This window comes from Mesoterricola sp. JemC181, from assembly GCF_055384585.1.
This window is the reverse complement of record NZ_AP045076.1, coordinates 2,423,396-2,446,368: the sequence shown is the minus strand read 5'-3', so window position 1 is coordinate 2,446,368 and position 22,973 is coordinate 2,423,396. Positions and strand designations below refer to the sequence as shown.

Annotated in this window: 21 protein-coding genes; 6 read left to right on the top strand and 15 right to left on the bottom strand. The window is 68.9% G+C overall.

The genetic code is table 11. The features are described from left to right. Window positions 1–74 precede the first annotated feature (74 nt). From ACZ5MC_RS10750 to ACZ5MC_RS10730, 5 genes are all read right to left on the bottom strand, one after another. Window positions 75–1,199, bottom strand: coding sequence for a glycoside hydrolase 100 family protein (locus tag ACZ5MC_RS10750; protein ID WP_464517712.1), 1,125 nt, complete (start codon window positions 1,197–1,199; stop codon window positions 75–77). Between the two features lie 3 nt (window positions 1,200–1,202). Continuing rightward, window positions 1,203–2,336, bottom strand: coding sequence for a glycosyltransferase family 4 protein (locus ACZ5MC_RS10745; RefSeq protein ID WP_306600341.1), 1,134 nt, complete (start codon window positions 2,334–2,336; stop codon window positions 1,203–1,205). Continuing rightward, window positions 2,333–2,974 carry a PIG-L deacetylase family protein gene (locus ACZ5MC_RS10740; RefSeq protein ID WP_306600340.1) on the bottom strand — a complete coding sequence of 214 codons (642 nt, stop codon included), beginning with the start codon at window positions 2,972–2,974 and terminating at the stop codon, window positions 2,333–2,335. The genes ACZ5MC_RS10745 and ACZ5MC_RS10740 overlap by 4 nt, the downstream gene beginning before the upstream one ends. Next, window positions 2,971–3,315, bottom strand: coding sequence for a hypothetical protein (locus ACZ5MC_RS10735; RefSeq protein ID WP_306600339.1), 345 nt, complete (start codon window positions 3,313–3,315; stop codon window positions 2,971–2,973). Before ACZ5MC_RS10735 ends, ACZ5MC_RS10740 begins: the two co-directional genes overlap by 4 nt. Before the next feature lie 249 nt (window positions 3,316–3,564). After that, window positions 3,565–4,584, bottom strand: a complete 1,020-nt coding sequence (locus ACZ5MC_RS10730) for a sensor histidine kinase (protein WP_306600338.1) — start codon at window positions 4,582–4,584, stop codon at window positions 3,565–3,567. 321 nt (window positions 4,585–4,905) lie between these two features. On the opposite strand from ACZ5MC_RS10730, the gene ACZ5MC_RS10725 reads away from it, so the two are divergent. Together ACZ5MC_RS10725 and ACZ5MC_RS10720 are read left to right on the top strand one after the other, a co-directional pair. Then, window positions 4,906–5,697, top strand: coding sequence for a PRC-barrel domain-containing protein (locus ACZ5MC_RS10725; RefSeq protein WP_464517711.1), 792 nt, complete (start codon window positions 4,906–4,908; stop codon window positions 5,695–5,697). Beyond that, the gene (locus ACZ5MC_RS10720; protein WP_464517710.1) at window positions 5,694–5,933 is read left to right on the top strand and encodes a VIT1/CCC1 transporter family protein; all 240 of its coding nucleotides are present in this window, start codon (window positions 5,694–5,696) and stop codon (window positions 5,931–5,933) included. Before ACZ5MC_RS10725 ends, ACZ5MC_RS10720 begins: the two co-directional genes overlap by 4 nt. A 168-nt stretch (window positions 5,934–6,101) precedes the next feature. Here the strand turns inward: ACZ5MC_RS10720 and ACZ5MC_RS10715 are convergent, their stop codons facing one another. From ACZ5MC_RS10715 to ACZ5MC_RS10680, 8 genes are all read right to left on the bottom strand, one after another. Further along, on the bottom strand, window positions 6,102–8,462 hold the full coding sequence (locus ACZ5MC_RS10715; protein ID WP_464517709.1) for a phosphoketolase family protein: 2,361 nt from the start codon (window positions 8,460–8,462) through the stop codon (window positions 6,102–6,104). A gap of 383 nt (window positions 8,463–8,845) precedes the next feature. Beyond that, window positions 8,846–8,998 carry a DUF3309 family protein gene (locus tag ACZ5MC_RS10710; protein ID WP_306600334.1) on the bottom strand — a complete coding sequence of 51 codons (153 nt, stop codon included), beginning with the start codon at window positions 8,996–8,998 and terminating at the stop codon, window positions 8,846–8,848. A gap of 39 nt (window positions 8,999–9,037) precedes the next feature. After that, a complete protein-coding gene (locus ACZ5MC_RS10705; protein WP_464517708.1) occupies window positions 9,038–10,663 on the bottom strand; it encodes a BamA/TamA family outer membrane protein in 1,626 nt (541 codons plus the stop codon). Between the two features lie 302 nt (window positions 10,664–10,965). Next, complete coding sequence (gene cls, locus ACZ5MC_RS10700) at window positions 10,966–12,354, bottom strand: cardiolipin synthase (RefSeq protein WP_306600332.1); 1,389 nt, start codon at window positions 12,352–12,354, stop codon at window positions 10,966–10,968. Next, on the bottom strand, window positions 12,351–12,512 hold the full coding sequence (locus ACZ5MC_RS10695; RefSeq protein ID WP_306600331.1) for a hypothetical protein: 162 nt from the start codon (window positions 12,510–12,512) through the stop codon (window positions 12,351–12,353). Before ACZ5MC_RS10695 ends, cls begins: the two co-directional genes overlap by 4 nt. Window positions 12,513–12,681: 169 nt before the next feature. Continuing rightward, the gene (locus ACZ5MC_RS10690) at window positions 12,682–14,328 is read right to left on the bottom strand and encodes a sigma 54-interacting transcriptional regulator (RefSeq protein WP_464517707.1); all 1,647 of its coding nucleotides are present in this window, start codon (window positions 14,326–14,328) and stop codon (window positions 12,682–12,684) included. Between the two features lie 69 nt (window positions 14,329–14,397). Then, on the bottom strand, window positions 14,398–15,231 hold the full coding sequence (locus ACZ5MC_RS10685) for a response regulator (protein WP_306600329.1): 834 nt from the start codon (window positions 15,229–15,231) through the stop codon (window positions 14,398–14,400). After that, a complete protein-coding gene (locus ACZ5MC_RS10680; RefSeq protein ID WP_464517706.1) occupies window positions 15,228–17,342 on the bottom strand; it encodes a PAS domain-containing hybrid sensor histidine kinase/response regulator in 2,115 nt (704 codons plus the stop codon). Before ACZ5MC_RS10680 ends, ACZ5MC_RS10685 begins: the two co-directional genes overlap by 4 nt. A 252-nt stretch (window positions 17,343–17,594) precedes the next feature. Between ACZ5MC_RS10680 and ACZ5MC_RS10675 the strand changes: the two genes are divergently transcribed. The 4 genes from ACZ5MC_RS10675 (at window position 17,595) to ACZ5MC_RS10660 (ending at window position 19,830) form a co-directional block, all read left to right on the top strand. Then, the gene (locus ACZ5MC_RS10675) at window positions 17,595–18,230 is read left to right on the top strand and encodes a hypothetical protein (protein ID WP_306600327.1); all 636 of its coding nucleotides are present in this window, start codon (window positions 17,595–17,597) and stop codon (window positions 18,228–18,230) included. 28 nt (window positions 18,231–18,258) lie between these two features. Beyond that, window positions 18,259–19,116, top strand: coding sequence for a class I SAM-dependent methyltransferase (locus ACZ5MC_RS10670; protein ID WP_306600326.1), 858 nt, complete (start codon window positions 18,259–18,261; stop codon window positions 19,114–19,116). An 89-nt stretch (window positions 19,117–19,205) separates the two neighbouring features. Further along, entirely contained in the window at window positions 19,206–19,508 is a 303-nt protein-coding gene (locus tag ACZ5MC_RS10665) for a hypothetical protein (RefSeq protein WP_306600325.1), read from the top strand. Between the two features lie 97 nt (window positions 19,509–19,605). Beyond that, the gene (locus ACZ5MC_RS10660) at window positions 19,606–19,830 is read left to right on the top strand and encodes a hypothetical protein (RefSeq protein WP_306600324.1); all 225 of its coding nucleotides are present in this window, start codon (window positions 19,606–19,608) and stop codon (window positions 19,828–19,830) included. A 5-nt stretch (window positions 19,831–19,835) separates the two neighbouring features. Here the strand turns inward: ACZ5MC_RS10660 and ACZ5MC_RS10655 are convergent, their stop codons facing one another. Next, a complete protein-coding gene (locus tag ACZ5MC_RS10655) occupies window positions 19,836–22,139 on the bottom strand; it encodes a PAS domain S-box protein (protein ID WP_306600323.1) in 2,304 nt (767 codons plus the stop codon). 154 nt (window positions 22,140–22,293) lie between these two features. Then, on the bottom strand, window positions 22,294–22,869 hold the full coding sequence (locus ACZ5MC_RS10650; protein ID WP_464517705.1) for a hypothetical protein: 576 nt from the start codon (window positions 22,867–22,869) through the stop codon (window positions 22,294–22,296). Between the last annotated feature and the right edge of the window lie 104 nt (window positions 22,870–22,973).

Here is a 22,973-nt window from a genome sequence, read left to right as displayed (position 1 = left end):
ATGCGCCGCAAGATATAAGAAAAAAGGTATCGCCGAGGTGGCCGAGGAGCCGAGGATCGCCGAGAAAGGATGAATCAGAAAAGCATTGCGGTTCCGCTCTCCACGCAGGCGGCGGCGTAGAGGTACATGGATGCGGACCAGGTCTGCCAGTCCTCCCCCGACGGGGCGCCGTCCTGGGCTCGGAACCACTCGTTGAAGCCGTAGGCGCCCTTGGGCAGGGGATGGACGTTCCGGGCCACCTGCACCAGGGCGGTGAGCGCGGCCAGCCTGCGCACGGCCAGGTCCTGCTCCCCGGCGGCCACCAGGGCGGCGATGTAGAAGCCGCACACGAAAGGCCACACCCCCCCGTTGTGGTAGTGGCCGGGCAGGTTGAAGGCCTCATAGCGGGGGTGCCAGTCCGGATCCGTGGGCTCCACGAAGGGGAAGAAGCAGGGGGGCAGCTCCAGGGCCAGGTCCCCGGCGGCGCGCAGGGATTCGCAGTGGGCCTCGATCCAGGCCACCATCTCCCGGGCCCGGGCGCGGTCGGCCATGCCCGTGAGGATGGCGAGGCTGTTGCCGAGGAGGTCGCAGCGCTTGTCGCGGAGCACCTTGTAGTACCAGACGGCGTAGGTGGGCTGGCCGGGGGTGGTGAAGCCCCCGCCCCCCTCCTCGTTGGCCGCCCGGCCCAGCGCCTCGGCCCGGCCGTCCAGGCCCAGGAGCCTGAGGTAGCCGTGCACCAGGGTGTTCACGAAGAGGCCATGTCCGAGGACCCAGTGCTCGTCGCGCCAGTCGCTGGTGGGCTGCTGGCCGATGAGTTCCCGGTCGTCGGTGGTCTGGTAGTCCATCCAGGTGAGGGCCCGGGCGCCGGCCTCCTCCAGGAAGCCGGGGTCCCCGGTGGCCTTGCGGAACATGGCCAGCACCAGGAGGAAGAGCGGGGTGGTGTCGCTCGCCCCGCGGTTCTCCGCATCGTGCACCAGCGACGGCATCTGGCCCCGCGGACTCTGGTTCCGGGCGAGGGTCTGCAGCACCCGGCGCAGGGCCTGGACCAGTTCGGCGTTGCCGGAGACGAGGCTGCCCAGGCCGGCGATGAGGAGGTCCCGGGTGTAGGGCTCAGGGTAGCCCCAGCCCGCGGTCCGGGGCAGTCCGAGGTAGGGGCCGGAGGCGTTGTGGAGCAGGACGGCCAGCGCGGCGGCGCGGGCGGCTTCGGTGGCAGGGTCCATGGTTCACCTTCCTTGGGAAAGAATCTCCACCAGGCGTCTGGCCACGGCCCGGTAGTCGAACCGTTCCACAACCCGGCGCCGCCCCGCGGCGCCCATGCGCGCGCGGAGGTCCGGGTCGTTGAGCAGGAGCTTGAGGTACGCGGCGATGTCCGGCGAGCTGGCCCGGTAGTCGACGACCCGCGGCTGGTTGAAGACGACCTTGTGGTCGGGCTCGAAGCCCGATTCGGGGCCCATGACCGTCTCGGTGATGCGGATCTCCCGGGCCACCCGGGCCAGGAAGGCCGTCTCGCCGTGCACCAGGGTGTCCAGCATGGCCATGGCCCGGATCCCGATCACCGGCTTGCCGCAGGCGCCCGACTCCACCTGGGGCATGCCGAAGCCCTCCAGGCGGGACGGGGCCGCGTACACGTCGCAGGCGGCCAGGAGGTAGGGCATGAGGTTGCGCGATACCTGGTGGGTGGGAAAGCTGACCCGGTCCAGGATCCCCAGGTCCTTGGCCAGCTGCCGGTCCAGCTTGTTCTGCACCGTGGTGCGGGGCTGGGGCCACACCTTGCACACGTAGCGCCAGGGGGGCACTTCCCCGCCCAGCATGGCCAGGGCCTCCATCACCTCCCGGCCGCCCTTGGAGGCGGCGTCGCCGCCCACCGTGAGCACCAGGAGGTCGCCTTCCGGAACGCCGAGGGACGCCCGCACCGCGGCCACCTTGGGATCCTCCGCCGGCCTGGGGATGAAGGCGTCCGTGTCGCACCCCACCGGCAGGGTCACGGTGTGGTCCCCGCGGATGCCGTCCCGGATGAAGGTCTCCCGCACCCAGTCGGACGTCACGAGCACCAGGGGCAGGCCGTCCAGCACCTCCCGGAAGTTGGCCACGTAGCCGTCGGCCAGCACCCAGGGCACCGCGCGCATGCCGAAGCGCTGGGGATGGAGGACGATCTTCGGAACGTCGCCCCAGAAGCCCACGCCCACCACGAAGTCGGGCTTGAACCAGCGGTAGTACCACTCCTTTTCCAGATCCGAGTCGAGGTTGCACGCATGGGCCTCCACGCCGATCTCCAGGAGGCCCTTGTAGAGGAGGTCCCCCTGGGTCGCAAGGCCCCCCGGGGAGGGGGGATAACTGTAGAGCACCAGGATTCTCATGGCTGGGGGTCGTCCTCGTTCCTGAAGCAGGTGAAGGCTTCGATGCGCGGCGTGGTCCGGGCTTCCCAGCTGTCGGGGGCGAAGCCGTAGACCTGGGTGATCAGGGCGTACTTCCGCGCCCAGGACGCGGCGTCCAGGGGCAGCAGCAGGTTGGCGTCGGGGCGGGGCTCCGGCAGGCAGGTCCCGCCCTGGTCGGAGTAGGCGAAGTTCCAGAGCCGCGGGGCGGCCAGGGCCCCCTCCCCCAGGAGCGCCCGGACGCCCAGGGCCACCTCCAGGTGGCGCAGGTGCCGGGTGTATTCGCCTTCCGGGTGGTGGGTCAGCAGCAGGTCGAAAGGCCCCGGGGGCGCGAGGTCACGGATGGCCGCCTGGACCCGTTCATCGGCCTGGGGAGCCTGGTCGGGCCCGTCGTCCAGATCGCCCATGGCGCCCTGGGCGCCCAGGTCGTCCAGCGCCAGGCGGAAGCGCGGCGCCCGGTCGGGGTCGGCGCCCCGGCAGAGCGCCAGGATGAACACCGACCACAGGGGCCGGCTCGCCAGGAGCCCGCCCGCCCAGAGCGCCTCGTCGTCGGGGTGCGCCACCACCACCAGCACCCGGGCGGATCCCGGGGGTTCCGGGGCGGCGTCCGGACCCAGCGTCACGCCGTCCCCAGGTGGCCGCCCGGGTGCTGGAACCGTTCCCGGACCTTGGCCATGAACTGGGGATCCGTCATGGCTTCCGCCGGTTCGACGCCGAGGACCTTGTCCTGGAGCCGGGCGCGCTGGAGGTGGGCCCGGAGGTCCTCCTTGGCCTGGCCCGGACCGAAGATCAGGATGGATTCCGCATCCCGGAGCACCTGGATCACCTCGGTGTAGAACCGGGTGAATTGGCCCGGCCGGGCGCCCGGCTTGGCCTGGATCTCGAGTTTCTTCTCCCCGCCGTCGAAGACGATCACGACCAGGGCCTTGAGATTGTCGATCCACACGCCTGCGTTCACGATCATCGGAGTCTCCTCAAGGGCGCGGGGGCTGGTCCCCCGGCGCAGGTTCCGAAGCACGATCTGTTCCGATCGATCAACGCATTGTGTTCCCTGCAGTTCAACGACCGGCACCCGGGACTGATCGATCGAAATGAATCACCGGACGCGTCATTTCGAAGCAACGGTCTCCGGGACCCGAAGGTCATGGGCGCGCTGGCGGGCTGAGGGCCCATTCCGTCGGGGAGGAAATCAGACCCTTCCTTCCTCGGCGAACTAGGACTTCCTTCCGGTCACGTGCGCCGGCCCGGTCATGGCGGGGAGGTACACCTTGACCGAGGTGCCCTGGGCGGGTCCGCTCCGGATCCAGATGCCGCCGCCGTCGCCGTCCAGGAGCCCGTGGACCGCCGCCAGGCCCAGACCGCGCCCGGCGGCCTTGGTCGTGAAGAAGGGCTCGAAGGCGTGGGTGAGGTGGTCGGGCGTCATGCCGTGGCCTGAGTCCACCACCTCCAGCATCACGTAGCGGCCGGGTGCCATGGACAGCACCCAGGTGCCGGGCCCGCCCGCACAGGGGCTGGTCTCCTCGGCGCGGGTGCGGAGGGTGATCTCGCCCGGGACCCCTTCCGGGAAGGCCTCGTAGGCGTTGAGGGCGAGGTTCACGAGGATCTGGTAGGCCTGGGCCGCGTCGCCCTGCCAGTGGGGCAGGTCGTCGGCCAGATCCATCCGGAAGGTCAGATGCTCCGGCAGGCAGGTGGCCAGGGTCTGGCCGAGCTCCCGGACCACGCGATCCAGGTCCACGTCCTCCATCGTTCCCTTGGCCTTGCCCGCGTAGGCGAGCAGCTGGCGGGTCGGCTCCTTGGCCCGCATCGCCGCGGCCTCGATGGTCCCGAAGAACCGGGCCACGGGTGCGTTCCCCTTGGCCAGGAGGCTCCCGGCGCGTGCGCTGCCCAGGATGGCCTCGAGCTGGTTGTCCACGTCGTGGGCCGTCCCTGCGGCCAGCACGCCCAGCGTCGCCAGCTTCCGGGCCCGGTGCAATTGGGTGGCGAGGACCGTCGTGTCCAGTTCCACCCGCTTCAGCCCGGTGGAGCACCTGGCCCGGGAGGCGCGCAGCCGCTCCTGATTGAGGCGGAGCCCGCCGTTCTGGAATTCCAGTTCCAGCTGGCGCACCCGCAACTCATGGATCAGGGTCCGCACTTCGGCGGAGGACAGCGTGGCCAGATCCCGCCGGTCGAGGCTGGGCGGCGACTCAGCTCCAGCGCGCGGGGGCTCCGGGGTTCCCTCGGGCTTCTTGACCATGGCGCACCGCCTCCGTTTCGCTGGCGCACATCGGGCATCGTCCCAGCCCCGCTGTGGTCCGGCCCGGGAACCGTTGCAACTCCCAGGCCACCTGCCCGAGCCACTGATAGCAACCCTGTCGGCCTGGGCGCGCCGAAAGCCCGCCGGTAAGCGGCATCAAAGTGAGGCCCGGCGATGGTCAGAATGATGGGAATAACCCGGACCGGCGGGCCGCCCCAGGCCCTTTCCCTTGAAGGCAGGAGCAGAGGGCCCTGGCCCGGATTGTGCATGTTTGTCGTGGCTTCCGAAGAAACGGCAGCCGTGAGGCGGGAGGTACCACCCATGTTGAGAAGCCTGAAGGACCTTGAAGGTTACGCGGTCGCCGCCACCGACGGCGCCCTCGGGACCGTGGCCAATTTCCTTGTGGAGGACGCGGGCTGGACCTGCCGCTACCTGGTGGTGAGCACCGGCACCTTCTTCGACGAACGCGAGGTCCTCATATCTCCCATGTTCTTCCGGCAGGTCGAGTGGGGCAACCGGACCTTCCACCTCGCCCTTACGCGCAAGCAGATCCGGGAGAGCCCCGGCGACAACGCGGACCTGCCCGTCTCCCGCCAGCACGAGCGCGACTACTACCGCTATTTCGGCTACCCGAACTACTGGGGCAGCACGGGCGTCTGGGGCACGAACGCCGCCCCGCTGCCCATCCTCACCGACCTTCCGGTGGCGGAGATCCCCCTGGACATCGACACCTTCGACGACGATCCCCACCTGCGCAGCGTCAAGTTCATCCGCGGCTACCACCTCCATGCCACGGACGGGGACGTTGGCCACGTGGACGACTTCATCGTGGACGACGGGACCTGGCAGATCCGCTACCTCGTGGTCAGCACCGGCAGCTGGTTCACCGGCAGGCAGGTCCTCGTCTCGCCGCTCTGGGCCACCCAGGTCAGCTGGGAGGAGAACACGATCGATCTGTGCCTGACCCGCCAGGAGATCAAGGACTGCCCCGAGTGGGACCCCGGCGCTCCCGTCAACCGGTCCTATGAGAAACGGCTCTTCGACTACTACGGACGCCCGGTGTACTGGGATTCCCCCAGCATCCCGGCCGATCCGCGGGACGAGATCCTGTGACGGGGCACCGCCCCCGCAGCCAGCCGGAGCGCCATCGAAGCGGCCGCTCCGGCTGGCTGCGCGCCGCCATCCTGGGCTCCGACGACGCCATCGTCTCCACCGCGAGCCTCATGATTCGAGTCTCCGCCTCCCGGGGTGCGATCCTGGTGGCGGGCGTCGCGGGCCTGGGGGCCGGGGCGACGTCCATGCCCGTCACCGCCGGCATCGGACGCCTCATCGGCAGCACCGTAACCTAATTATTTTAATCTTTTCTCGGCGATCCTCGGCTCCTCGGCCCCCTCGGCGATGCATTCTTTCCTCGACCCTGGCGGCGCATGGATTTCAAGCGCCGCAGGGGGAAGAAAACAGAACGCATCGCCGAGGGGGCCAAGGAGCCGAGGGTCGCCGAGAAAGGAAAAGGAACCTTAATCCGCGGTCCAGACCCAGTTCTTGATTTCAGGCATATCCTCCCCGATTTCTTCAATATAAGCCCGATACTCCACCAGCTTCCCCTGGAGCATCCGCTTCACCTGCAGCCCCTTGTCCCCCGTTCCCGGCAGCCGGTCGATGGCGTCCATCACCAGGTGGTACCGGTCCATGTCGTTCAGCACCGTCATGTCGAAGGGCGTCGTGATCGTGCCTTCCTCCTGGTAGCCACGCACGTGGATGTTCCCGTGGTTCGCGCGCCGGTACGTGAGGCGGTGGATCAGCCAGGGATAGGCGTGGTAGGCGAAGATGACGGGCCGGTCCCGGGTAAACAGCGCGTCGAAGGCGTCGTCGTCCAGGCCGTGGGGATGTTCCGTCCGGGGCTGCAGCTTCATGAGATCCACGACGTTGACGACCCGGACCCGCACCTCGGGCAGGTGCTCGCGCAGGATGGACACGGCCGCCAGGGTCTCCAGGGTCGGCACGTCCCCGCAGCAGGCCATGACGACGTCGGGTTCGGTCTCAGGGCCGCAGCCGGCCCAGGACCAGATGCCGATCCCCTCCGCGCAGTGCCGCACCGCCTCCTCCATGGTCAGCCACTGGGGCGCGGGATGCTTGCCCGCCACCACGACGTTGACGTAGTGGCGGCTGCGCAGGCAGTGGTCCATGACCGACAGCAGGCAGTTGGCGTCGGGGGGCAGATAGACCCGCACGATCTCGGCCTTCTTGTTCATCACGTGGTCGATGAACCCCGGGTCCTGGTGCGAGAAGCCGTTGTGGTCCTGGCGCCACACGTGGGAGGCCAGGAGGTAGTTCAGGGAGGCGATGCGGGGCCGCCAGGGCAGCCGCGCGGCGACCTTCAGCCACTTGGCGTGCTGGTTGAACATGGAATCCACGATATGGATGAAGGCCTCGTAGCAGTTGAACAGCCCGTGGCGACCCGTAAGCAGGTAGCCTTCCAGCCACCCCTCGCACTGGTGTTCGCTGAGCTGCTCCATCACCCGCCCTCTGGTGTCCAGGAATTCATCGTTCGGCTCCACGGCCGCGATCCACTGCCGCTGCGTCGCCTGGAAGACCGCCTCCAGCCCGTTGGACAGCGTCTCGTCCGGGCCGAAGATCCGGAAATTCTTCGCCTCGTCGTTCAGCCCCACCACGTCGCGCAGGAAGGCGCCCAGGACGCGGGTATCCCCGGGCCCGGGCGTTCCGGGCCGCTCCACCGCCAGGGCGTAGGCCCGGAAGTCGGGCATGTCCAGGTCCCGGAGCAGGAGCCCGCCGTTGGCGTGGGGATTGGCGCCCATGCGCCGCTCCCCCCTGGGCGCAAGGGCCTGCAGCTCCGGCAGGAGCCGTCCCTGGGTGTCGAAGAGCTCATCGGGACGGTAGCTTCGCAGCCACCGCTCCAGCACGGCGAGGTGGGCGGGATTGGAGCGCGGGTCGGAAAGCGGCACCTGGTGGGAGCGGAAGGTCCCCTCCACCTGCCGGCCGTCGATGCGGTCCGGCCCGGTCCAGCCCTTGGGGGAGGCGAGCACGATCAGGGGCCACCGGGGGCGCACCATGCGACCGGTGCTCCTCGCCTCCCGCTGGATCCGGGCGATCTCCCCCACGGCCTGGTCCAGGGCCGAGGCCATGGCCTCGTGCATGAGCACGGGGTCGTGCCCTTCCACGTAGAGGGGCGTCCAGCCGCAGCCCCGGAGGAACGGGTCCAGCTCCTCCCGGGTGATGCGGGCGAGGAGGGTGGGGTTGGCGATCTTGTACCCGTTGAGGTGGAGGATCGGCAGCACCGCGCCGTCCGTGGCGGGGTTGAGGAACTTGTTGGAGTGCCAGGCGGTGGCCAGCGGGCCGGTCTCCGACTCCCCGTCGCCCACGACGCAGGCCACGATAAGGCCGGGGTTGTCGAAGGCCGCGCCGAAGGCATGGCTGAGCGAATAGCCGAGCTCCCCGCCCTCGTGGATGGACCCGGGGCATTCGGGGGATGCGTGACTGGGGATGCCGCCGGGGAAGGAGAACTGCCGGAAGAGCTTCCGCAGCCCCGCCTCGTCCTGGGTGATCTCCGGGTAGACCTCGCTGTAGGTGCCTTCCAGGTAGGTGCTGCCCACCACGGCCGGGCCGCCGTGGCCCGGTCCCGAGATGTAGATCATGTCCAGGTCGCGCTCGGTGATGACCCGGTTGAGGTGGGTGTATATGAAGTTCTGCCCGGGGGTGGTGCCCCAGTGGCCCAGGAGCATCCGCTTCACGTCCTCGCGCACCAGCGGGCGTCGCAGCAGGGGATTGTCGTACAGGTAGATCTGGCCGACCGACAGATAGTTCGCTGCGCGCCAGTAGGCGTCCATCCGGCGCAGGAGCTCGGGGGAGAGGGTCGTCATGGGGTTCTTCCTTTCTAAATCGCCAGCGCTGCCATGCGATGTGTCCTTCCTCGAGGGGGACGGCGGCGCCTTCCCAGGCCGGGGCCGCCGGGAAATGCTATGACAGGCGTATCCCCTCAGCCACCCGCATCCATCCGAAAGTGCGGATCTGCAAACGGCTGTTGGGCTTTTCCTCGGCGATCCTCGGTCCCCTCGGCGCCTCGGCGTTAGGCTTCTTGCCGGGTGCCTCGGCGCGAGTAATCTTTGCGTAGGCATAACCCAGGAAAAATTTAACGCCGAGGCGCCGAGGAAACCGAGGATCGCCGAGGAAAAGCAAAAATTGCATTAACCCAATTATCATCAGCGTTGGATACCCGGCTGAGGGGATGCTGACAGGCTTCCCCCTAGATCCTGCCCATAAGCAGCAGGATGACGAGGATCAGCACGACGAGCCCGAGTCCGCCGCTGGGGTAGAAGCCCCAGGACCTGCTGTGGGGCCAGGTCGGCAGGGCGCCGAGGAGCATGAGGATCAGGATGACGATGAGGATGGTGAACATGGTGGCGCTCCTTGAAAGGTGGGTGGAGAAGGTCCGGCGTCAAAAGCGCACGGTGTTGCCGATGGTGAACTGCACCTTGGACTGGTAGGGTTCCCGGTTCAGCGGCGTGGCCACGCTCAGGAGGATCACGCGTCCCAGCGAGCTCTTGAGGTTGCCCAGGCGCAGGCCGACGCCCACGTCGGTGTAGGTCCGGGTCCAGCCCATCCCGTCCATGCGGCGGATGGAGCCGGTGTCCACGAAGGCGCAGTAGCCCAGGCGCACCAGGCCCCACCAGCGCTGCTCGGTGAGGAGGCGGTAGTCCAGGGACACCACCCACCGGGCGTCGCCCGGGTGGAGGAAATTGGGAAAACCCCTCAAGCCCTGGTCGCCGCCCAGGTAGTACCATCGTTCGGGGTCCAGGCGCCGGCCCGCATCGAAGGTGGCGAGGGTCGCAAATATCTGGTTTTCCGTCACCTTGGTGTAGTGCACAAGGGAGAGGCCGAGCGCGCTGTTCTCCAGCCCGGTGGCGGGCACGCGCCCATCCCAGGAGAAGGTGAACAGGGTGAGGTCGTCGCTGGACGAGGACCAGCCGTTGGCGGCCTGGAGGATGAAGAAGGGAGCCGCCATGGACGACCCCAGGGCGCGGCTGTAGGTGCCCAGCGCAAGGGAGCCGTTCCACGCGAGGCTGTAGTCCTCGGGGGTATCCACGCCCAGCAGGTCCACGAAGGTCTCAAAGGCGTCCTTCTGGGTGGAGAGGGTGAGGGCCGCGCCCCGCAGGCGGCGGTTCACGAGCGTGGGCGCGGGAAGGGTGCCCGGGGGGAGGGCGGCGACGACTTGGCCGTAATGGGTGTCCAGCCGATCGACCATCAGGCCAGCCCGCCAGACGCGTTCGCCCGCCTGGTGGAAGGCCGCGGCCCCCGCCCACTGGAGCTCGTCCTGGATGAAGGGGGCCTGGAAGACCTCTTTCGTGCGGTCGTAGAGGTGAAGGGAGGACTTCTTCTGGGACAGGGCCAGGCTGGTGGACCAGGGCGTGTCCAGGGCGAAGAAGGGCCGCTCCAGCTTGATGCTCCGGTTGTGGCCGTCGGAGAGGTACCGGCTCTGCAGGGCCAGGGTCCAGCGGCTGGCGAAGAGCTGGGGGTCCATGTAGGTGATGCCCCAGTCGGTGCGCTCGTGGTCCTTGGCGATGTCGAAGGCCACGCTCTTTCCGTGGCCCAGGAAGTTCTTCTCATCCACGCCGAAGTTCATGGACCGCTGCCCTCCCACGGAGGAGAAGCCCGCGTTCACCTGGGTCGTCCAGGCGTCCCGCACCCGTACCCGGGCCACGAGGGTGCCGTCGGCCTCCTGGACGGGATCGATGTGGGCGTCCTTCACGAACGGCAGGGCGCGCAGCAGGCGCTCCGTCTCGTAGATGCGCCTTGCGCGCACCCGGTCGCCCTCCTTGAAGAGGAGGACCCTGCGGATGACCGGTTCCTTCGTGGAGGAGTGGAGGCGGTCCGCGACCCGGCCGATCCAGATGTTCTCATCGGGCCGGGCGAGGTCGAAGACGTCGCCCACCTCGATCACGATCTTCTGGATCGTGGCCTGGCGCGCCTCATGGGCGCTCCAGGGCCGCGCCGGCCGGGGAGGCTTGGCCTGGAGGCCGGTGGCCAGGACCACCGCGAGCGCACAGGCACCGAAGGCATTCATGGATCGCCGCTCAGGTCCGGGGCGTGCCGGAGGCGTGCCCGAACGGGGCCTTGACCTCGTCCCAGGCCATGTCCAGGCCGGACTTCACCTGCTCCCAGGTGTCGTCGCCCGAAGTCTTCAGCATGGCGGTTCCTTTCAAAGGGGTTCATGGGGATCCGGCCCCCATCGCAACCAGCAGGATCTGTTCCAACAATTTGGATGCTGATTCCAAAGGCTTTGATGCAGACCGGGAGGGGAGTTCCCGGCGGGTACGATCAATGTGATTGCCCTGCCCTTCAATTCAAGACCGGACCTTTCAGGGGTCAGAGCCAACGCGCCAGCCGCCTCGCGACCCACTCCCGCACCCGGTCCGCGCGGGATCGCCTGGCCCACCCGGAGGAGGTGATCTCGTCCGAATTGGCCTTGTCCTCGCGGAAGGCCTTTTCCATCTCGCCCCCGAAAGGGGTGCCCAGGACGATGACGTTGACTTCCTTGTTGAAGAGGAAGCTGCGCATGTCCAGGTTGGTGGAACCGACCGTGGACCAGGCGCCGTCGATGACGGCCGTCTTGGCGTGGAGGATGGAGCTCTTCAGCTGGTAGAGGCGCACGCCGGCATCCAGGAACTCCTGGTAGTACGACTGGCTGGCGTGCTGGACGAAACCGCTGTCCGTGAGGGACGTGAGGATGATCTCCACCTCCACGCCCCGGCGGGCGGCCCGCACCAGGGCCTGGACGATCCGGGCGTCGGGCACGAAATAGGCGGCCGTGAGGTGGATGGTTCGGGCCGCCTGGTCAATGGCCAGGACGTAGGCCCGGTAGATCTCGAAATCGCCCCCGGGCTGGCTGCCCACGACGCGGACGAGGGTGTCGCCCGCCTCCCGCGGGGCCGGGAAATAATCCGGGGTGTGCAGGTCCTCCTTCATCTGGACCAGCCAGGTCTGGACGAAGAGTTCCTGGAGGGCCGCCGCGGCGGGTCCCTCGATCCGCAGGTGGGTGTCGCGCCAGCCCAGGTTCGTCCGGCCCCTGCCCTTCCTCCGGAACAGGGAGCCGTGCAGGTAGGTCCCGCTGATGTTGGCGCCCCCGGTGAAGGCCACGGCCCCGTCCACCACAAGGATCTTGCGGTGGTCCCGGTTGTTGACCTTCCACCGGCCCAGGCGCTTGAAGGGGTTGATGGGATGGTAGGGGCACAGGCGGATCCCGGCGTCGCGCATGCGGTCGAAGAAGGCCTCGGGGGTCCCGGCGGTCCCCACGCAGTCGTAGATGATGTTCACCTGCACGCCCTCCCGCTGTTTGGCGATCAGCAGGTCGGAGAAGGTCTGGCCGAGCTCGTCCGGGTCGAAGATGTACGTCTCCAGGTTGATCGACCGCTTGGCCGCGGAGATGCTCGCCAGCATGGCGCCCATGGTCTCGGGTCCGTCGAACAGGAGCTGGACCGCGTTGCCAGCCAGGAGGGGACGGCCCGTGGCCGCCTCCTCCAGGAGGGCCCGTTCCCGGGTCCCGGCCCGGGAGTCGCCCGGGTGGCGGCCGAGGAGCGCCTCCGCCCTGTCCTTCTCCACGGCGCCCCGCGCGTTCTCGATGGTCACCTTCGCGCCCGGGGCGGGGGGTTTGCGCTGGTAGTGGATCTCCGGAAGCCCCGTGCAGGACAGGGCCCCCACGAGGCCGAACCCGATGGCTGCGAGCCTGGCGGCCTGCACGGGGTGCGCGCGTCTCAAAGGGACGCTCCGCAACGGGCGCAGCGGATGGGTTCGGATCCCTCCTGGATGGCAGGGTCCAGTTCGCTCCAGCCCTCCCAGGCCTCCGGGGCCAGGGACCCGGCGCAGGTGTCGCAGACGGCTTGGCAGGGAGCCTCGGGTGTGGAATAGCAGCGCATGGTCGCCTCCTGCGGGAGGGGGACGGACCGCGTCTCCGGCCCGCCCCGCATCCCGTCGGCTCCCAGGAAGCAATTCCCGTGCTTGATGGACAGGTCCAATGCCCCAACCTAGTTGCGAAACCCCGGGAACGGCCGTACCCGGGTGGGATCGATCAAAGTGAAAGATCCGTCAGGCCGGAACGACCCCGCCGACTCCGTAGCTCTTCAACTTGCGGTACAGGGTCGCGGTCCCGATCTTGAGCTGCCGGGCGGCATGGGTCTGGTTGCCCTTGTTCAGCTCCAGGACGGAGAGGATGTAGTCCCGCTCCACGTCCTCCAGGGGCTGGACCTGGCCGGGGATGGCCACCGGCTTGCCGGGGGCCTGGCGCACTTCCTCGGGGAGGTCCTCGACCTCGACCCGCGTGCCCGGCGCGAGGGCCACCGCGCGCTCCATGGCATTCTCCAGCTCGCGCACGTTGCCGGGCCAGGCGTACCGCAGGAGCTGGTCGGCCGCGGCCGGCGAGAACCCGGAGATCTTCCGCTTCATCCACAGCGCCGAGCCCGCCAGCAGCACCCGCGCCAGGGGGAGGATGTTCTCCCGGCGGTCCCGGAGCGCGGGCACGTGCAGCTCCACGACCTTCAGCCGGTAGTAGAGATCCTGCCGGAAGGCCCCGTCGGTCACGCACTGGGCGAGGTTGCGGTTGGTGGCGGCGATGATGCGCACATCCACCTTCCGTACCTTGTTCTCGCCCACGCGCCGGATCTCCCGTTCCTGGATGGCACGGAGCAGCTTGACCTGCATGGCGGGCGTGACCTCCCCGATCTCGTCCAGAAGGAGGGTGCCCCGGTTGGCGGCCTCGAAGAGCCCGGGGCGGTCCTGGCTGGCGCCGGTGAAGGCGCCCCGCGCGTGGCCGAACAGCTCGCTCTCCAGCAGCGACTCGGTGATGGCGCCGCAGTTGACGGCGATGAAGGGGCCCGAGGCCCGCGTGGACTCCTCGTGCACCACCCGGGCGATGCGCTCCTTGCCCGAACCGCTTTCGCCCGTGATCAGCACGGTGGAGTCGACCTTGGCCACGCGCCGGGCCAGGTCCACGATCCGGCGCATGGCCTCGCTCTTGACGACGACGCCCAGCACGGGCTCGGCCAGCTCCGGCACCGCCAGGGTCAGGGCCCGGTTGTGCTCCCGCAGCTTTCGCTCGGCCGCCTTCAGCGTCTCCGTGACCCGGTGGAGGGACACGTCCAGGCAGTCCTTGAGGGTCTTGGCCTCGAAGAACCGCAGTTCCGAGGAGCGCTCGTCCCCCCATTCCTCCCGCGTGCGCCCGAACAGGTGGCAGTTCGCATGCCCGTCCCCCACGCAGCGGTCCTCCAGGACGAAGATCTCCTTGCCCGAGGTGCGGGTGAGGTAGCCGCTGATGAGGCCGCAGATGGTCCAGCACGTGGGGGCGTCGGCCCGGCCGAAATGCAGGAGGTGCTGCTCGGCCTCGTAGGAGGCCGTGAGCAGGGCGCCCTCGGTGGACAGCGCGTCCGCGCTGCCCGGCTCCAGCCGGAAGAGGCCGCCCAGGGTGTGGATGCGGGCGCCGGCCTGCCGCCACTGCTCGTCGTTGTCCCACGTGAACTCGGTCAGCATGGCTTCGGCCATGCGCCAGCCGTGGGCGAAGCCGAACTGGGTGAGAACCGTGCGGGCGGCCGTCACGCCGAAGTTCTCCACCAGGTACTTGCGCAGCAGGCCCATGGCCACGGCGTCCAGCAGGATGGCCCGCTGCCCCGCGAAGCGGATGACGCCGCCCTCCGCGTCCATTTCCAGCAGTTCCTTGTGGTCCAGATCATCGGCGCGCATGGGCGGTCCCTAGGTGGCAAGTCGGTTGTACAGGTCCATCAGGTGGTTCCAACGGAGCGGCCCTCCAGGTCAGAGTTGCGAAGCCCGGCCGCCGATGGTCAGGCCGACCTTCAGCTTGAAGGGATTCAGGGCATTGAACCGGTCCAGGGCCTCGGCGAGGTCCAGGGCCTTCTCCGTCGCGTCGATGGTGGTGCAGGCCTGGGCATTCGACAGGCCGCTGGTCACCAGATAGGCGTTGCCCACCGTCCGGTCCCGGTCGAAGGCCCGGTCCGGATCATGCCGGCCGGAGATCTCGTCCAGGACCCCGATCAGGGCCTGGGCCTCCGCCCGTTCCGACAGGGCCGTGAACTCGACGATATCCAGGAACAGCACGGCCACTTCCGCCCAGTTCTCCGAGGCGGCTCCTTCCGGGGCCACCGCGCGCGCCACCGGCAGCAGGTCGAGCAGGAGGCGCCGCGACACGCCCTTTTCCGCCACCACCCGCGCGACGAGTTCCAACGATTTCCGGTTCAGCAGCCGCACCTCGATGAGGTTGCGCACCCGCACCAGCACTTCGGCGAGCTCGAAGGGCTTGCTGATGAAATCGCGCGCGCCGGCCCGAAGGGCCCGCAGCTTGTGATCGGACTGGGCGGTGACGACGAGCACGGGGATGTAGCTCCCGGTCTCGATGGTCTTCAGGTTCTCCATGACGGCGAAGCCGTCCATGCCGGGCATGTTCAGGTCCAGGATGATCAGGTCGAAGGCGTGCTCCAGGTGCAGCTCGCAGACCCGCTCCGGTTCCATCGTCGACCGGATGGAGGTGTAGCCCGCCGCCTTCAGCATCTGCTCAAGGAGGATGACGTTGGCTTCCTGGTCGTCGACGACGAGGATCCGGGCGTTGAGGATTTCGGCGGGCTGGATCATCGGGGGGGCACCTCGTCGGCAGCCCCAGGGTTCCGGTCCGCGTGGTCCAGGGCCAGGTCCAGTGCTTCCATGAATTGTTGAACGTTGATGGGCTTGGTGAGGTAGCGGAAGAAGCCCAGGTCGAGGCCGGCCCTGACGTCGCTGACCATGGCGTTGGCGCTGATGGCCAGCACCGGGATGTGGGCGGTGGCCGGATCCTCCCGCAGGAGGGCCAGGGCCTCGACGCCGCTGATGCCGGGGAGGTTGATATCCATGAGGATCACTTCGGGAAGGTGTTCCCGCGCCAGGTCGACCCCGAGCTGGCCTTCGTCGGCCGTGAGCAAGTGGAGGTCCGGACGGCGGGCGACCAGTTCCTGGACCAGCTCCAGGTTGGCCGCGTTGTCCTCGACGTAGAGCACCGTGCGCAGGGCCGAGCCCCGTGGCGCCCGGGGCCGGGCCGCCGGGCGCGGGCGGGCCCCTTCCGCGGGCATCCGGGGCGCGGGCGTCCCCTTCAGCTCGAACCAGAAGGTGCTTCCGACCCCCTCCACGCTGTCCAGGCCGACCTCGCCGCCCATGAGCTCCACCAGCACCTTGCTCATGACCAGGCCGATGCCCGTGCCCTCCTCCGCGCCGTCCTCGTGGCCGAGCCGGTTGAAGGCCTGGAAGAGCTGCTCCACCATGGCGGGAGGGAGCCCCGCCCCGGTGTCCTGGATGCCGATCCGCACGCGTCCGGAGGGCAGGACGGAGCTGGCCACCGTGACCGTCCCGCCGGGGCGGTTGTACTTGATGGCGTTGGAAAGGAAATTCAGGACGACCTGCTTGAGCCGCACCCGGTCGGCCAGCACGAAGCGCGGCGTGTCCAGTTCCTCGAATACCAGCCGCAGGTCCCGCTTCCCGGCCTGGGGGGCGATCATGGCCTGGCACTCGGCCAGCACCTCGGTGAGGGACACCGGCTCCACCGAAATGGACAGCTTGCCGGACTCCACCACCGCCAGGTCCAGGATCTCGTTGATCAGGCGCAACAGGTACCAGCCCGCGTTCAGGATCTGCTTGAGGCTCGCCTTCTGCGAATCCGAGGGCGGCGGCTGGGCGGAATCCATCAGCTGGGCGAAGCCGAGGATGGCGTTGAGGGGCGAGCGCAGCTCGTGGCTCATGCCGGACAGGAACTCGGACTTGGCGAGGTTGGCCTTCTCCGCCACGACCTTGGCGTGCTCCAGCTCGGCGTTCTTGGCCTGGAGCACCGCCTCCATGCGCCGGGCCTCGGTGATGTCCCGGGCGGCCACGAACACGCCCTCCAGGCTGCGGTCCCGGTCATGGAAGGTGGTGGCGTTGCAGGAGACCTCCGTCTCGTGGCCGTCGAGGGCCAGGACGGTGAGCGGGCAGTTGGTGATCTTCCCCGCGGCCAGGACCTGGACGAGGGAGGCCTGGGCGCTGTCGGGGTCGGTGAAGAACTTCCGGAAGGGCGCGCCGATCAGCTCGTCCCGGTTGCATCCGGTCAGGGCCTCCATCTGCCGGTTCACATCCATGATGAAGCCGGAGGGGGCGACGGTGACCAGGGCGTCCACGTTGGATTCGAAGAGGGAGCGCGTGTAGAACTGGTTGTTCCGCAGGCGCTGGGCGAGCTTCTCCTGCTCGGCCTCGATCCGCTTGCGGGCCGAGTTGTCGGTGCCGATGAGCAGGTACCCGATGATGGCCTCCCGGGCGTCCCGCAGGGCGGTGACCGACAGCAGCGCCGGGAACCGGGAACCGTCCTTGCGGACGTAGGTCAGCTCGTAGATGTCCTCGATGCCCCGCGAGGCCTTGAACACCAGGGCCTCGAACCCGGGCGCGATGGGCGTCCCCAGTTCCAGGCTCAGGTCCCGGGCCCGCGCGAGCAGCTCCTCCGGATCCGAGATGTCGGCCGGCGTGCAGGTGTCGACCACCTCCCGGGCCTCGTAGCCCAGCATGCGCTCGGCCCCGACGTTGAAGATCTGGATCACGCCCCGCGCGTCCGTCGCGATGCTCGAGAAGTTCGCGCTGTTGAAGATGGCGTCCTGCAGCGCCCCGATCTTCATGCGCGCCCTGTGGCCGCGCGCCCCCGCCCTGGCCGCACCCGGGTCGGGTTTCGGAGGCGCTTGGGACGGGTGCTGCATGGGCCGGCCTTCCAGTGTTCGCGGGTGCGCTTGCGGATCGCGAGGCCGAGGGGCACGAAGCCCTACCTCTTTATAGGCTCAAATGCATAATTCGGCACGGATATCTTCGCCCTTCCGGAAATAAACCGCATCTCACCCGCACCGCCGTCCGGATTTTCAGACAGGGAGGCGCGCGTGCCGGCGCTGGAATCCATTGGTCCCCGCAGGCAGGTTGGTATATGGTTTAGGAACACTGATATCAAGGGGGTTGTTATGCGATTCGGGTTTCCGGGCCTCGCCGTGCTCCTGGCCGTTTCCGCCGGGCCCCTTGGGGCGGGTGACACCTCCTGGGCCTTCCAGCTGGGTGCGATGGCACCCCAGGGGTCGTTGAAATCCGACCCCCAGGCTGGAGCCCAGCAAAGCCTCGGAGGCCCGGTCCTCGGCCTGCTGTTCGAACGGAGCTTCCGGACCCCGGATGCCGTTCGGCTCCGTCTTTCCCTGGCCGGCCTCCGTCCGGGAGGGCGGAATCCGCTGGGGACCGGCGGCGCCTACACGGAATCCGACTGGTCGCTCCCGGAGGTCGGGCTGGACTGGCGGCACCAGTGGACCGGCAGCACGAGCGGCTGGTATTCCACGGTGGGCCTTGGCCTGGCCTCCCCGAGGCTGGACAGGACGGCCCACTGGCCGCTTTCGCCCGGTGGGCCGGTCGTCGGAGGCACGACCCGGTTCACCCAGCACCACAAACCGGCGGCCCGGATCGGAGGCGGGTGGCAGTTCAACCACCGTTTCAGCGCGGAGGGCGCCTACCATTTCGTGAACGTGGATTCGGCCCCGCAGGAGGGGTTCGGGGTGAGCCGGCTGGCGTGGTTCGAGCTGGCGGTGGGCATCCATTGGGGCCGCGGCAGGTAGGCCGCTATCCTCAGGGCGGGGGTATCGCATGAGCGAGGAAAAGGCAGTGGCGCCGGACAGCACCGCTGTGAGGGTCGCCCTGTGGCGGGCGCTGCACCTGGAGGTCGACGCTCCGCCCCACGTGCTTGAGGACGACCTCGGCCTGAAGCTGGCGGCGCCGGAGGCGGACTGGCGGAGCCGGCCGGACATGAGTCCCTTCACGCGGCCCTTCCGCGCCTCCATCGTGGCCCGGGCCCGCTTCATCGAGGACCTCGTCGCGGAGCATGCGGCCCGGGGCGTCGGGCAGTACGTCATCCTCGGGGCGGGTCTGGACACCTTCGCCCAGCGCCGGCGGGAGCTTGCCGGCGGCCTGGTCATTTTCGAGATCGACCGCCCCGGCCCCCAGTCCTGGAAGCGGCAGCGCCTGGTCGACCTCGGCTTCGGCGTGCCTCCGGACCTGCGCCTGGTGCCCGTGGATTTTGAGGCGGGTGACCCGTGGTGGGAGCGGCTGGCCGCGTCCGGGTTCGATCCCGGGCGGCCGGCGGTCGTGGCGTCCACGGGCGTGAGCATGTATCTCACGGAGGAGGCGGTGCTGGCCACGCTGCGCCAGGTCGCGGCGCTGGCTCCCGGCTCGACGCTCGCCATGTCGTTCCTGCTGCCGGTGGAGCTGGCGGACCCCGATGCGCGTCCCGGGATCGAGCGGGCGATCGCCGGGGCGAAGGCGAGCGGCACGCCCTTCATCAGCTTCTTCACCCCGGCGGACATGCTGGCCCTGGCCACCCGAGCCGGTTTCAGGGAGGTCCGGCACGTCCCGGCCTCCACCCTCGCCCAGCGCTACTTCGCAGGCCGGACCGACGGTCTCCGTCCGCCCGGCAACGCGGAGGAGCTGCTGGTGGCCTCCACCTGAAGGAATCGGGCCCGGCCCGCCCGCCGTCAAAGGGATTTCACATCCGATTCCGGGCGCCCCGATTTACAATTGGATCGTGGGAGCAGCGCATGACACAGGATCTCAAGGCGGAGGATCTGATCGCGACGGAGCAGGACGGCACCCGGCGCATCAACCATGATCTGCTGAGCGAGTACGGCCTGTTCAACCTGCCCCGGCCGGTGATGCGAAGCGCCCTGCTGGTGTACTACGAGAACGCCCGGCGCCAGGGCTACGCCAGCGGCCTGAAGGTCCAGACCCTGATCAACCTCACCAACGCCATCGCGCGGTTTCCGCGGGAGGTGGCCATCAATTTCACCCGGGGGCCGGCCTACCACCGGAACATGAAGCTCCTTGCCCGCTATTCCAAGTAGGGGTGCTATCCTCGCGCTGGACTCGGGGGCTTGACCGGGGAAGGGCGAAACCGGGAGATCCCGGGTTCCTTCCGGAAGTTCCGGAGCTGGAGCGCCCATGGCCGCCATCGAATCCGTCCCCCTTCCCGACCTGCGCACCCGGTTGGCGGCCCATCTGGCCAAATCGGACGGTTCCGACATCTCCTGGGCCGCGGAGGCCCTGAAGGAAGGCTACGTGGCCGTGGAGGACGAGCTGGACGCCATGGTGGAGGCCGGGGCGGCCTTCAAGGACGGGTCGTTCGATCCGCCGGTCTACCGCGTCAAGGGCGGGTCCGGGGACTGATCCGGCTACCCCCTGCCCTCCAGCACCCGGTCCAGCTCCCGCGCCAGGTCCCGGATGCGGTAGGGCTTCTGCACGAAACCCGCCAGGCCCTGGGCCAGCAGGTCCTCCGTGGCCTCCTTCTGGTCGTAGCCGCTCGTGAGGAGCACCGGCACTTCGGGGCGGATCCTGCGCATGGCCAGGAAGGCGGAGGTGCCGTCCATGCGGGGCATGCTGAGGTCCATGAGCACCAGGGCGAGTTCCGTGGACCGCTCCATGAACAGTTCCAGGGCCTGCACGCCGTCGCGGGCCTTGATCACGCGAAAGCCCAGGGACTCCAGGGCCGGGGACGTGCTCTCCAGGATCATCTCCTCGTCGTCCACCAGCAGGATCGTGCCGGCCCGGTGGCGCTCACGGCGGGCGGGGGCCTGGTCCTCCGGGGCCTCGTCCGCGCCCAGGGCGGGGAAGAACACCTGGAAGGTGGTGCCCTGGCCCACTTCGGTCTCGATGTGGATGCCGGCCTTGTGGCCCTTGAGGATGCCCAGCATGGCGGAAAGGCCGAGGCCGCGGCCGGTGGTCTTGGTGGTGAAGAAGGGATCGAAGATGCGGGAGAGGACCTGGGGTTCGATGCCGCAGCCGGTGTCGGCCACCGAGAGGACCAGATACCTGCCGGCCTCCATGGGCTGGCCGGGGAAGCCGGAGGTGAGGACCTCCCGGTCCAGGTCCGCGTTGTAGGTCGTGATCGAGATCCCGCCTTCCCGGTTGCCGATGGCCTCGGCGGCGTTGGTGATGAGGTTGAGCACCACCTGCTGGATCTGGGCGCCGTCGGCCTTGAACAGGGGCAGGTCGGGGGCGAGATGGAGGTCCAGGCGGATCAGCTTGGGCAGGGAGGCCGCCAGCAGGCCCGTCATCTCCTGGATGATCGCGTTGAGATCCCTCGGCTTGACGACGAAGTGGCCCTTGCCGGAGTAGGCCAGCATCTGCCGGCTGAGCTCGGCGGCCCGGAGGACCGTGTTCTCCACCTTCTCCAGGTAGGGGCGGGCCTGGGAATGCTCGCCCACCTTGGCCTGGGCGAGGTTCAGGTTGCCCATGATCGCGGTGAGCAGGTTGTTGAAGTCGTGGGCGATGCCCCCGGCCAGGACGCCCAGGCTCTCCAGCTTCTGGGCCTGGCGGATGGAGTCCTCCACCCGCCTGCGCTCGGTGATGTCGCGGTGGTAGTTGAGGATGATGCGCTTCCCGCCCGACTGGATCAGGCCGGCTGAAACCTCGAGGTGGATGAGGTGCCCGTTGCGGTGGCGGTGCTCCACTTCGAAGATGGGCTCCTCGCCGGCGTTGATGCGGCGCATCCGCTCGCCCACCTGCAGGTACGAATCCGGCGAGTCCAGGTCCTCCAGCTTCATCCCCAGGATCTCCTCCCGGGTGTAGCCGTGCATCCGCGCGAAGGCCTCGTTGACATCGACCAGCTCCCCCTCGGGCGTGAGGGCCATGATCCCTTCGGAGGCCATGTCGAACTGGGTCCGGTACCGTTCCTCCGACTCCCGCAGGCGCTCCTCCGCCTCCCGGCGCTTCCCCTCCATCTCCAGGTGGTCCAGGGCGAAGGACACGTCCCCCGCGGCCTCCTCCAGGAGCTTGAGTTCGTCCGGGCCGAAGAAGTTCCGGACCGAGGCGTACACCACCAGGGCCCCCACCACCCGTCCGCCCTTGCGGATGGGGAAGGAGGCCATGGCCGCAAAGCCGGCCGCCCGGGCCCGGTCGAACCAGGGCCTGAGCCGTTCCGAGGCGAAGAAGTCGTTGATCACGCAGGAGCGGCCCTCCCGGATGGTCCCGCCCACGCCGCCCCGTCCGAGCTCGCTGTCGTCGCTGCGCACCCGGAGGCCCTCCAGGGCGCCGGTGCGGTCCCCGTAGATGCTGGCGATGTGCACCTCGTGGGTTTCCGGGTCGTCCATGCCGATCCAGGCCAGGGTGAACCGGCCGTCCTCGACCATGACTTCGCAGATCTTGTCCAGGAGCCTTTCCCGGGTGGGAGACCAGACGATGGCCTGGTTCACCTGGCTCAGGGCTGCGTAGAGCGTGGTCATGCGGTCGAGGTGCCGGGCCTGGGCCAGGGAGGCGGTGACGTCCTGGAAGGACGCCAGCGCCCCGCCGCCGGGCAGGGGGATTTCGGTCCATTCGAGGCGGGGCGTGGCCTCCGGATCCCGGGACCGGAGGGCGGGAAGCCCGAGCGCGAGCAGGGACGCGCGGTCCAGCCCCAGGATGCGGGCCGCGGCGGGATTGGCCTCCAGGATCCGCCCCTCGGCGTCCGCGAGGAGGATGCCGCAGGGCAGAAGGTTCATCAGCCCCGACCAGGCGGCGGCCGGTCCCTCGGGTTGGCTCGGATCCCCCAACGGATTCATGGCAGGTGGCCCCTTCGCGACTGTCGCCTTTGTCCAGCATTCTCGACGCTTGGCGGCAAGAGTCAACGAGGAAACGCCCGGCCGGCCTCCCGGATCAGGGTTTCTCGGCCTGGTCGATGAGTTCCAGGAGGCGGCGAAGGTCCCGCTTGGCGCCCGGAACCGAGCGGTTGGCAAGGTCGTCCTGGAGCACGCCCAGGTAGTCGGTGATCCGCCGGGCCTCGGCGGAATGCCGGCCGCCCGCGCAGTGGTCGAGGAAAGGCTGGCAGGCCTCGGCCACGTTGGGGACCTGGTCCCAGGACCGCGCCTCCACCCGGCACCAGGCCAGCATGGTCGCCAGGTCAGCGGCGAGGCGGGCCCGGGTCCGCGAGGGCCGCATGCGGCCGAGGACCGTACCGGCCAGGCCCAGGGCGGACTCCGCCATGTGCCGCGGTTTCAGGATGGGCATGGTATCCAGGCCCCGGTCGATGGCCTGCGCCTCCGGGTCGGTGAGGACGGGAGGGTGGTTCCGCCTGGCGTTCTCCCAGGCCTTCCGGGACGCGACGACCAGGGCGGGAAGGTCGGCCTCCCGCCCGTTGATGTAGGCCTCCGCCACGTCCTCCAGGGCCTCCACCAGCGGTCCGAAGGACTTGGGCGCCACGACCGCGGGTTGCACGGTTGCAGGGGGGACCAAGGCCATCATCAGCATTAGGGTTTCCTTCGGACTCGGGTGCGGTCTGCCCCGCCACCGGTAGCGCCAGGGAGGATACCTAATATTCCAGTACTCTGGCTTTCCCG

What these genes read in the sequence shown, in the direction of transcription:
- ACZ5MC_RS10750 (WP_464517712.1), bottom strand. Translation starts at nt 1,199, where the DNA reads ATGGACCCTGCCACCGAAGCCGCCCGCGCCGCCGCGCTGGCCGTCCTG.
- ACZ5MC_RS10745 (WP_306600341.1), bottom strand. Translation starts at nt 2,336, where the DNA reads ATGAGAATCCTGGTGCTCTACAGTTATCCCCCCTCCCCGGGGGGCCTT.
- ACZ5MC_RS10735 (WP_306600339.1), bottom strand. Translation starts at nt 3,315, where the DNA reads ATGATCGTGAACGCAGGCGTGTGGATCGACAATCTCAAGGCCCTGGTC.
- ACZ5MC_RS10730 (WP_306600338.1), bottom strand. Translation starts at nt 4,584, where the DNA reads ATGGTCAAGAAGCCCGAGGGAACCCCGGAGCCCCCGCGCGCTGGAGCT.
- ACZ5MC_RS10725 (WP_464517711.1), top strand. Translation starts at nt 4,906, where the DNA reads ATGTTGAGAAGCCTGAAGGACCTTGAAGGTTACGCGGTCGCCGCCACC.
- ACZ5MC_RS10715 (WP_464517709.1), bottom strand. Translation starts at nt 8,462, where the DNA reads ATGACGACCCTCTCCCCCGAGCTCCTGCGCCGGATGGACGCCTACTGG.
- ACZ5MC_RS10710 (WP_306600334.1), bottom strand. Translation starts at nt 8,998, where the DNA reads ATGTTCACCATCCTCATCGTCATCCTGATCCTCATGCTCCTCGGCGCC.
- ACZ5MC_RS10705 (WP_464517708.1), bottom strand. Translation starts at nt 10,663, where the DNA reads ATGAATGCCTTCGGTGCCTGTGCGCTCGCGGTGGTCCTGGCCACCGGC.
- ACZ5MC_RS10695 (WP_306600331.1), bottom strand. Translation starts at nt 12,512, where the DNA reads ATGCGCTGCTATTCCACACCCGAGGCTCCCTGCCAAGCCGTCTGCGAC.
- ACZ5MC_RS10690 (WP_464517707.1), bottom strand. Translation starts at nt 14,328, where the DNA reads ATGCGCGCCGATGATCTGGACCACAAGGAACTGCTGGAAATGGACGCG.
- ACZ5MC_RS10685 (WP_306600329.1), bottom strand. Translation starts at nt 15,231, where the DNA reads ATGATCCAGCCCGCCGAAATCCTCAACGCCCGGATCCTCGTCGTCGAC.
- ACZ5MC_RS10680 (WP_464517706.1), bottom strand. Translation starts at nt 17,342, where the DNA reads ATGCAGCACCCGTCCCAAGCGCCTCCGAAACCCGACCCGGGTGCGGCC.
- ACZ5MC_RS10675 (WP_306600327.1), top strand. Translation starts at nt 17,595, where the DNA reads ATGCGATTCGGGTTTCCGGGCCTCGCCGTGCTCCTGGCCGTTTCCGCC.
- ACZ5MC_RS10670 (WP_306600326.1), top strand. Translation starts at nt 18,259, where the DNA reads ATGAGCGAGGAAAAGGCAGTGGCGCCGGACAGCACCGCTGTGAGGGTC.
- ACZ5MC_RS10665 (WP_306600325.1), top strand. Translation starts at nt 19,206, where the DNA reads ATGACACAGGATCTCAAGGCGGAGGATCTGATCGCGACGGAGCAGGAC.
- ACZ5MC_RS10660 (WP_306600324.1), top strand. Translation starts at nt 19,606, where the DNA reads ATGGCCGCCATCGAATCCGTCCCCCTTCCCGACCTGCGCACCCGGTTG.
- ACZ5MC_RS10655 (WP_306600323.1), bottom strand. Translation starts at nt 22,139, where the DNA reads ATGAACCTTCTGCCCTGCGGCATCCTCCTCGCGGACGCCGAGGGGCGG.